The sequence below is a fragment of the Trichothermofontia sp. genome, from assembly GCF_053493415.1.
This window is the reverse complement of sequence record NZ_JBRCAD010000139.1, coordinates 1-8,881: the sequence shown is the minus strand read 5'-3', so window position 1 is coordinate 8,881 and position 8,881 is coordinate 1. Positions and strand designations below refer to the sequence as shown.

Sequence of the window (8,881 nt, the reverse complement as noted above, 5' to 3'; positions counted from 1 at the left end):
CTTCTTACGTTTGTTCAAATTGTTAGAATCCCGATCGCGGGACTGAAACCGGCATGGGGACGCAAGGCGGCCTCGAAGTCAGCAGGTTCAAATTGTTAGAATCCCGATCGCGGGACTGAAACCAAACTGCCTAACGCAATGGGGGCCACATTACGCCGTTCAAATTGTTAGAATCCCGATCGCGGGACTGAAACGTCGCCAATAAGGACACACCGACCTTGCTTGTCATGAGTTCAAATTGTTAGAATCCCGATCGCGGGACTGAAACGCTGCTGAATTCTTTGAAACGGGCGAGTACATGGCCGGGGTTCAAATTGTTAGAATCCCGATCGCGGGACTGAAACGAAGATCCGCAGGAAGCATAGGCCCTAGCTCAGAAGTTCAAATTGTTAGAATCCCGATCGCGGGACTGAAACGCGATAGATGTCAACGCACTCAGCCAAAATGTTGTAGTTCAAATTGTTAGAATCCCGATCGCGGGACTGAAACGGGGGCAAAGAACCCTAGATTTTCCTAGGGATTTGACCGTTCAAATTGTTAGAATCCCGATCGCGGGACTGAAACTGGCAACGCGGCGATGGCGTTGTGGAAATCCGGCGGTTCAAATTGTTAGAATCCCGATCGCGGGACTGAAACGGCAATTGAAATGATCCTAGGGCATTAAACAACTCTATGTTCAAATTATTAGAATCCCGATCGCGGGACTGAAACCGATCTACGATCTTGATTTTGGTTACTGTCCTAATCTGGTTCAAATTGTTAGCATCCTGATCGTCAATTGACTTTCGAGGCGAGGGGCGATAAGATTGGCACCGATCGCGAATATTCGGTCCTTTTAGGTAGACACGCTACCGATGGCTTGTCTACCATAGCGGATAGCGCCAAAGCCAGTCACATACATCAACAAGCTATAAACGGCAGCAGGCACAGCCATGTCGGGGTTGTCCAGCAGGCCAGCCGTGATGGCGATCGCCAACGTCCCATTTTGAATGCCGACTTCAATAGCGATACAGATCTGTTGAGCCAGTGGCAGTCGAAATAGCTTGGCTGCAAGTAATCCGGCTAGCATAGCCACGAGGTTAAGCAATACAACGCCGATCCCCACCTGCATCAGGAATCCGGGGAGCTTACTGCCTTCCCTTACCAGCAACAGAAAAATAATCAGTGCTAATAATCCAACCGCAAGGCGGCTCATTTGCTTTTCCAGGCGACGCGCAGTGTCAGGAAACTGGTGACGAATGGCCATCCCGATCGCTATCGGCAAGAGCGTAATCAGGAAAATTTGCAGCATGGTCGTGCCAATCGGTAGGGCGATCGCAGCCCTTGTGCCCAGGAAATACTGGAGTGCCAGATTGGTAAAAAGGGGAATGGTAAACACGGTGACAATGCTGTTGACTGCCGTCAGCGTCACCGATAGAGCAACATCGCCCTTGGCCAGATAGGTAACAAGATTAGAGGAAGGCCCGCCAGGACAGATAGCCAAAACAAGCAGACCCACCGCGATCGCCCGTTGCATGGGCACGACTAGTGTGATCAAGGCTCCAATCAGCGGCAGCAGCAAGACCTGGCAGACTCCACCCACAGCAACCGCCTTGGGGTAACGAGTGATTCGCTTAAAGTCTTCTGGAACTAAACTGAGTCCCATCCCTAGCATGACAATTGCTAGCGCTAGTGGCAATAAAACAGCGGTGAATAAGTTGCTCTGCATAAGGGCGAGGAATTGACAACAGCAGCGAAAATTGTGCTAACACCTAGAGGCTAAAGCGATATTCCTCCGCACGCCAAAGTTGCCAACCGGTCTGGGTACCCAACTCCAAAACCACCTGGTGATAGTCCAACAAACTAGGCCGATGGCCGACACTGATATAGACTAAATCAAGGCTTCTCAGAAGTTCATAGAGTTGGCGTTCATTTTTCACATCCAGGGCGCTAGTAGCCTCATCCAGCATCACGTATTTCGGCTGAGACAACAGAATCCGCGCAAAGGCAAGCCGCTGTTGTTCCCCCAAGGAAAGGACGGACGGCCAGTCTTTGACAATCTCCATCCCGCCTAATCGTTCCGGTAACCCTTCCAAGTTGACTAATTGCAGGGCTTCCTGGATTTCGTCATCACTAATGTGGCTGCGCAGGTTGGGATAAATCAGTTGTTCACGCAGGTTGCCAAGCAGCATATAGGGACGCTGGGGCAAAAACAACATCTCCTGGGAATCGGGACGGGTAATCACCCCCTCGCCATTAGTCCACAGGCCCGCGATCGCACGTAGAAAAGAACTTTTACCACACCCACTGGCCCCCACGACCAACAGGCGATCGACATTACCCACATCTAACGACAAATCTTCAATCAGGGTTTGTTCTGAATTGGGGGTGCGGAGGGTTAAATGTTCAATCGCAATGCGGGGAGCAATGCGGGTTTCAATACGGTGATCAGAGCTATCGGGTGCGGGACCCGGTTGATCGAGTTCCTCATCGAGCATTCCCAAACGGTTGACACTGGCGGCAAACCCCGCGATCGCCTGAATTTGGTTTGTAATTAACGACAACGCACTCAGGACCTGACTAAAGGCAAAGTAGGATTGACCGATCGTCCCGAAGTCAGCACTGCCTGAAAAATACAGGGGGGCAACAATTAAATAGGGGACTAATCGCGCAAAGTAGTTATATCCATATTGAAAAAGATCAATAATGGCTTGCCAGACAATGAGTAAATCAAAATTGCGTAGGGCAGCAATCAGACGCTGTACGACTTGTTGGATTTCTAAAGTCTCACCTCGATAGAAGGCGATAGACTCAGCATTATCGCGTACATGGACCATGCCATAGCGAAAATTGGCTTCCAGGCGGAGTTGGTCATAGTTAATCCGAATGAGCTTGGTTCCAGCAATAACCGCGATCGCAGTTCCTGCCAATGCATACACGATCAATCCCCCCGTCAATGGCCGCGAAATTGACCAGAGAATTGCCGTAAATGAAATCAGCGTCAGAATAGAATCTAAAATATCCAGCAAAAATGAAAGCGTAGTACCGGTGAAGGATTTAATATCTTCGGTAATCCGCTGATCGGGATTATCTACCTCTACGTTTGCGGCATTAGAGTCCAGTTCGTAGTAGGCGCGGTTATCGAAATAGCGATCGAGGAAATCCTTGGTCAACCATTCTCGCCAAAATAGACCCAATTTCAGGCGAACATATCGATACAAAACAATCACTGGGATGGCAATAATCAACACCCCAGCATAAACCCACAAAAATTGCCAGAAAGCGGCCTCATTTTTATCAACGAGAACATTATCAATAAATCGGAAAACAAAACTGAGAATGACGTTCATGCCATTCACAGCAAACGAGAGGAAGAGCAGCAGCCCCAACAACACCCATTGCAGCCACCGCTGCCGAAGTTTACGCCGCTGGGACGCAAAAATTAGCCCACTGAGCAACAGTGCCCCTAGGGCAATATAGGGAATGGGCGAATTGAGAAGACCATTGACCTGGGTAACCAATCCCCCCGCCAGATCGGTGAAAAAAGTCGGGAACAGCAACTTACCTAGCAGGGTGAGGCCCACCGCCAGGAAAAAGGTCAGGCTGACCACCACGACCAGTAATACCAGCAGTAACCCAGCAAATATCCAGGTACTGCCGCGATTGGTCGGATAAAAGTAGGGCTGGGCGATCTCGATAAATCGATGCCACAGTTGCCGATCAAAGCGAAAGTGCTGAATAGGAGGTTCTGCTGCGTTCATAGGAAATAAAGGGATGGACCAAGAAACCGTCGCCCAGTCAGCCGTTCCCTGGGGCTATTCAACCAACAAGCTTCAGAGATCACCATCTGGCAACGGGTTTGCACATCTTCCCACGATACCAGAGTGGCGACGATCTCTGCCGTTCCAGGTCATCCCAGGTGTTCCCGCCGTGGATATCCCCCCAGCATTGCGAGTCAGCGAGATACCCGGTGCTACCACCGCGTTAGAACACAATCGCCTCATAAAGATCCCCTAGCGCGATCGTGACCTTGAGCGATTGCAGCGTAAAGCTGGCATCAGGGTCACGATATTCCATCAACAACCATTGATTTTCCGCCTGTTTTTGATAATGCTCAACATGATAGTGATACTGGTCAATCAGTAAGGATTCCTGAAACGTGGAAATCGTGCGGTAGGCAGTAAATTTATCCCCACGATCGTACCCTTGCCTTGAGTCGGACAATACCTCTGCAATCAGAATGGGTTTCATCACCGTATCCTTACATCACGTCCTGGTTGTAAATCAGCTGGACGCGGTGTAACCATGACATTGGGATAAGTATATAAATTTACCGCCGGAATCCACAACCGCTGATCCGCCACAAAAATACTATAAGGCTAGCTTTTAAGGGCAACGCGTAGCAGCGCATTGAAAATACTACTAATCTCGTTGTGGGTAGGAGTTCCCCCAGTTATGAGTACAATTTCTCCATTCCGATATTCATGGCGAACTTCAGACTCAATCTCCAGTGCAAAATAGACCTCAGCCGATCCGTTTGAGAGGGTAAGGGTATTGTTGTCATAGGGGTACAATTCTGCGTTAAGTTCCAGTATCATTAGATCACAAATTGAACGTGAGATAGCCGTCTGAGTCTATCGAAGACTCGGCTGTCTCAGGGGTAGGCAAGATGCCTATCCCACAATTGTTTTTTGTTCGCGTAGCGTCTCCGAACATGACCAGGTTAATTTCAAGGTTAATGTCTGGCTCAGGGTAATGGGATGGTTTCTGAGCGAAGTGGCCATGCTGTTGTTGCCACTGCCCCTAGCCCCTTGGCCTGAAGCAGAACCCCAAAGTTCCCCATACCAAGGGGATTAATCAGATCATGGAGGGCCTGTCGTCGTTGGAGCAACTGGTTTAACTTCTGGCCAGTGAGGTACGTTTGGTTATTAGCCAAGGCACTCAGGCGATCGCCCAGCCCCAAGGCCATTAAATAGGGTCCCTGTTGCGTAAAGCCGATCGGGGTTAATCCCTGCGCTTCACCCCAAACTTGCAGGGTGGTGAAATCAACATGGGCCGTGAGATCTTGATGACCGATATAAACATAGGGATCATTATGGTGGTGCTGCTGGTAATAGCATTGCAGGGTGCCCTGGGGTCGCCGGGGATGATAGTAACGGGTAGCGGGATAACCATAGTCGATCGTCAGGACATACCCCTGCTGTAAGCGACTAGCCACCGTTGCTAACCAATCCAGTGCCGCTAAATTGACCTCAGTTCGATAACCGTCGGGATATTGCCCCGATTGCAAGTTAATCTCCAGGCGATCGAAATAGGTCCGCAGGGCGGGGCTGGAGAGGTCCCCGATCGCTTCCTGCAACCGTGGCTCAGTTTCATGACGGCCCGGTGCGATCGTCACATAGATTTCCTGGAGTTCCCCAGCCTGGACAATCACCTGGTGAACCGGGAAGGCATCGACTAATTCATTAGAGAAAAAACAGCCCGTAATGCTATTCTCCGGCAAGTCTTCCAGGCATTGCCAGTAGACGCGATCAGCGAGGGAGCCTAGGGGCTGAAGGGTTTGGCGTTGGCGATCGCGCAGGTAAGCCGATGACTCAACCATGCAGTAGGCTAGCGCCGCGAAACAGGTCGGTGCTTGCTGATGGAGCGCTCGCAACATATCCCGCGCGAGTACACCCTCTCCGGCTCCCATTTCCACCCAGGTAAACGATGCCGGCTTGCCTAAGCTTTCCCAGATCGCTAGACATTGGCCAGCCAAAAGTTCACCAAAATCTGCGGCAATATGGGGCGCCGTCACAAAATCCCCCCGCATCCCTAGCTGGACATGGGTTGCGTAATAGCCCGCTTGGGGATGATACAACACACAATCCATATACTCGGCAAAAGTAAGCCGTTGCTGGGGACTAGTGGCGATTTTCTGTTGCAGAATTTCCCATAGGGCCGGATTCCCCAGGGTTGGTAAGGGACGGGGGGTGGGGCGCATGGGGGCAGGATTGGAAAACCAGGGAAATTGACTAACCGTCATACAGAATGCCAGACACGCTACGGGGAGCTGGGTTTGCCCATCTTCCCATACGCCCGATCGCTGCGCCTGTCCTCCGGTAAAGTACCTCTTCCGCCACGATCGCCCCGGTTGCCGTTACCCACACCACCGCCGCCTCGGTGACAACCCGCCCCTGGAGACGCACCAGCGAAAAATTACGACGACATGCGTGTGCTGTCTTAACAACACGGGGCACCCAAGCCGCATTGAGGTAGACCGTGCCAGCCGTATCGACATGGAGCATCCGGCGGATCTGCTGTTGGGTATGGCGCAGGTGGTGGTGCATGTGGCCAAAGGCGACCAGCGGGACGTGCTTACCCCTCTGTTGGGTCAGGGCGATCGCAGCGGCCAAGTCGGGATCGCCAAAATCCCCACCCAGGGGTTTCCAGTCACGCCCACAGGGATCATGGGGTTGCGCACCGAGGCCCTGAGGACCGCAGTGGCTCAGGAAAATAATCGTGTCCGTCGAGGTTTGCTGGACCGCTTGGTCAATCCGGGCAGTGGAGGTTGCAAAGTCCGTGATCCCATAGTGATCGCGGTAGAATCGGGCGTGTTGCCATTGGGGTCCCCCCCAACTAAAGGGACGCCCCCCCACCACACTCAAACCCAAGCTGGGAAAGTCTAGAAAACCATAGCCGACGTGGGTATCCCCCAACAGGTCGAGTTGTTGTTGAACCCGGTCCTCCTGGGTGCGATCGTAGGGGCATTTTTTGCGTCCCCAATCCGTCGCGGTATACCAGGCGTCATGATTACCCAGCACGATCGCCTTCGGTAGGGCCAACTGGGCGATCGCACTCACCGTCGCCACCGACTCATTGCCAAAGTCCCCCACCAACAGCACCAGATCAACCCCCAACTGCTGTAGCGCCCACCCATCCTCCGGTCCCCAAGCCTCATGGACATCACCCACAATTGCGAGGGTCAAGGAAGCAGGGGGTGGAGAAACACTCATAGTGATCGACAGCGGCAGTTGAGCTAGCGCGGGATGAGGGGAGAGTGACAGGCGTCTTAGACGCCGTTTGAACAGTTCAGATACGGTGCTTTGACGACTAAAGTCGTCACGACAAACTTAATAGATCTGGTTAAACAGTCAGATCGTTGTTGTTCTAACGTCGTCACGACACACTTAATGGATTGGGTTAAACAGTCAGATCGTTGTTGTTCGTAGTCGCGATTTTAACAGCAATTCCCCCGCTTAAAACGGCGGCTCAGGGTTGCAGGATGGTTTTGGAAACAATGCGAGTTTTCTTGCGATCGGCTTCCGATAGGTCTTCACCCGTTTGCAGGCGAGTCGCATTTTCCTGAAGGACCGTTGCAGCATTGCGATCGCCCATTTGCAGCGCTGTTTTCGCCGCCGACTGAAGCAGGGTGGCGGCACCCGCCCGATCGCCCTGTTGCAACCGGGTTTCGGCAATTTGGGTTTGGCGATACTTGGCGAGGGCCAGGATGTGGGTTTGGACCTCTGGATTGGGTTGGGGTTGGTACTGGCGCATCCCGATCGCCTCAACGGCTACCCCCTCGGATAGGAGATCGGTCTGCCCAATGGCCGGATCATCATACCGCACCTGCACCCGTCCCAGGCATTGGGGTCCCTCCTGCAATTGGGAGAGGTAGAGGTTAACCAGCACGACCCGTGGGGCATCAATCATCAAATCCCCCAGCCGGATCACTAGCTTATCCGCCTCCATTTGCGGGGTCAGTTCGATCGTTTCGGGCAATACCTGGGCGATCGGCTTGAGTTCGGCCAGACGGGCACTTGCCGACAGGGACAGGAGTAGGTGCGCATTGGTGAGGCCGATCGACTGCATGCGACTGAACAGGCGGCTAAATTCCGCGATCGCGGCTTCCGGGCGTTGGATATACGCAAGGGCACCCCCGCCCGCATCGGCGAGTTTTTCCAGCACATCCTGGTTCCAATGGTTGCCAAATCCTAGGGTATTAACCGTGAAGTTCTGGCGAGCAGCCACCTCCGCTAATTTCAGGCAGCGATCGTTATCCCCATGCTCATTTTCCCCATCCGTCAGCAACAGGATTTGGGAAACCGTATTTTGCTTACCCCGCGCCAGTTCTTCAATCCCCAGCTTGAGACCCTCATCGATCTCGGTTCCGCCATCCGCCGTTAACCGGCCAATTTCAAACTTCAGGGCCGTTAGGTTATTGGCGGCCTGGTTGGCGACCAGGACCTTGGCCTTGTGATCGAACGCAACTACCGAAATGCGATCCTCAGGAGTCAGTTGCTCCAGCAAGCGATAGGCGGCTTGTTTCACGGTTTCCAGGGGGCGTCCCTGCATAGAGCCACTGTGATCCAGAATCAGGCAAAGATTCAGGGGGGCGGTACGGGCACCATCGGGGGTCAGGGCCGCGATCGCGATCGCGAGCTGGCGCTGGTTGCTGGCTTGCGTTAAATCGAGATTGGCATCGCTAAGGGCGACCTTAAGACCCACTCGCATGACTAGAAACTCCTTGATGATGGGTAATGCCTTAAATTGGCCATGTATTAAATTGGCAATGCGTTAAGCTGCTGTTCTGATCGTAACGTCCCACCCCCAAACCCGGACCGAGGTTAATGCTTAAATTTATGGTCATTGACGCCTGCTACTGCCCCAGTTCCCAACGCTGCCGCTTAACAGCAAGCCGCCACCAGGTCCGCAGGGCACAGACCCAGGGTCAGACGCCCACGTTAGTGGATACCCCAAGGTTAATCCGTCAAGGCTGATGTGCCAACGAACGGCCTGAGTCTATCCCCTTGGTCCCGATCGCCCAAGCGCACGGATTGCCCTCCCTTGAGGATACTGATGCACCGATCGCCACTCCGGATACTTCCCCCCCGATTGCCGACGCCAACCCCCACCTATGTCC

At 52.9% G+C, this 8,881-nt stretch carries 6 protein-coding genes and 1 CRISPR repeat array; all 6 genes read right to left on the bottom strand.

Annotated features, from left to right (window positions below; translation table 11 throughout):
• Window positions 1–12: 12 nt before the first annotated feature.
• Window positions 13–711: direct repeats of the CRISPR family, unit length 37 nt; unit sequence GTTCAAATTGTTAGAATCCCGATCGCGGGACTGAAAC.
• A 124-nt stretch (window positions 712–835) separates the two neighbouring features.
• Window positions 836–1,708: a bile acid:sodium symporter family protein gene (locus tag ACWIUF_RS12110; protein ID WP_448572644.1), complete on the bottom strand. Its 873-nt coding sequence runs from the start codon at window positions 1,706–1,708 to the stop codon at window positions 836–838.
• A 43-nt stretch (window positions 1,709–1,751) separates the two neighbouring features.
• A complete protein-coding gene (locus ACWIUF_RS12105; RefSeq protein ID WP_448572643.1) occupies window positions 1,752–3,740 on the bottom strand; it encodes an ABC transporter ATP-binding protein/permease in 1,989 nt (662 codons plus the stop codon).
• Window positions 3,741–3,963: 223 nt separating this feature from the next.
• Window positions 3,964–4,230, bottom strand: coding sequence for a Uma2 family endonuclease (locus ACWIUF_RS12100; RefSeq protein ID WP_448572642.1), 267 nt, complete (start codon window positions 4,228–4,230; stop codon window positions 3,964–3,966).
• A gap of 496 nt (window positions 4,231–4,726) precedes the next feature.
• On the bottom strand, window positions 4,727–6,004 hold the full coding sequence (locus ACWIUF_RS12095) for a class I SAM-dependent methyltransferase (protein WP_448572641.1): 1,278 nt from the start codon (window positions 6,002–6,004) through the stop codon (window positions 4,727–4,729).
• Complete coding sequence (locus ACWIUF_RS12090) at window positions 5,994–6,974, bottom strand: TIGR04168 family protein (protein WP_448572640.1); 981 nt, start codon at window positions 6,972–6,974, stop codon at window positions 5,994–5,996. Before ACWIUF_RS12090 ends, ACWIUF_RS12095 begins: the two co-directional genes overlap by 11 nt.
• 256 nt (window positions 6,975–7,230) lie before the next feature.
• Entirely contained in the window at window positions 7,231–8,472 is a 1,242-nt protein-coding gene (locus ACWIUF_RS12085) for a vWA domain-containing protein (protein WP_448572639.1), read from the bottom strand.
• Window positions 8,473–8,881 lie beyond the last annotated feature (409 nt).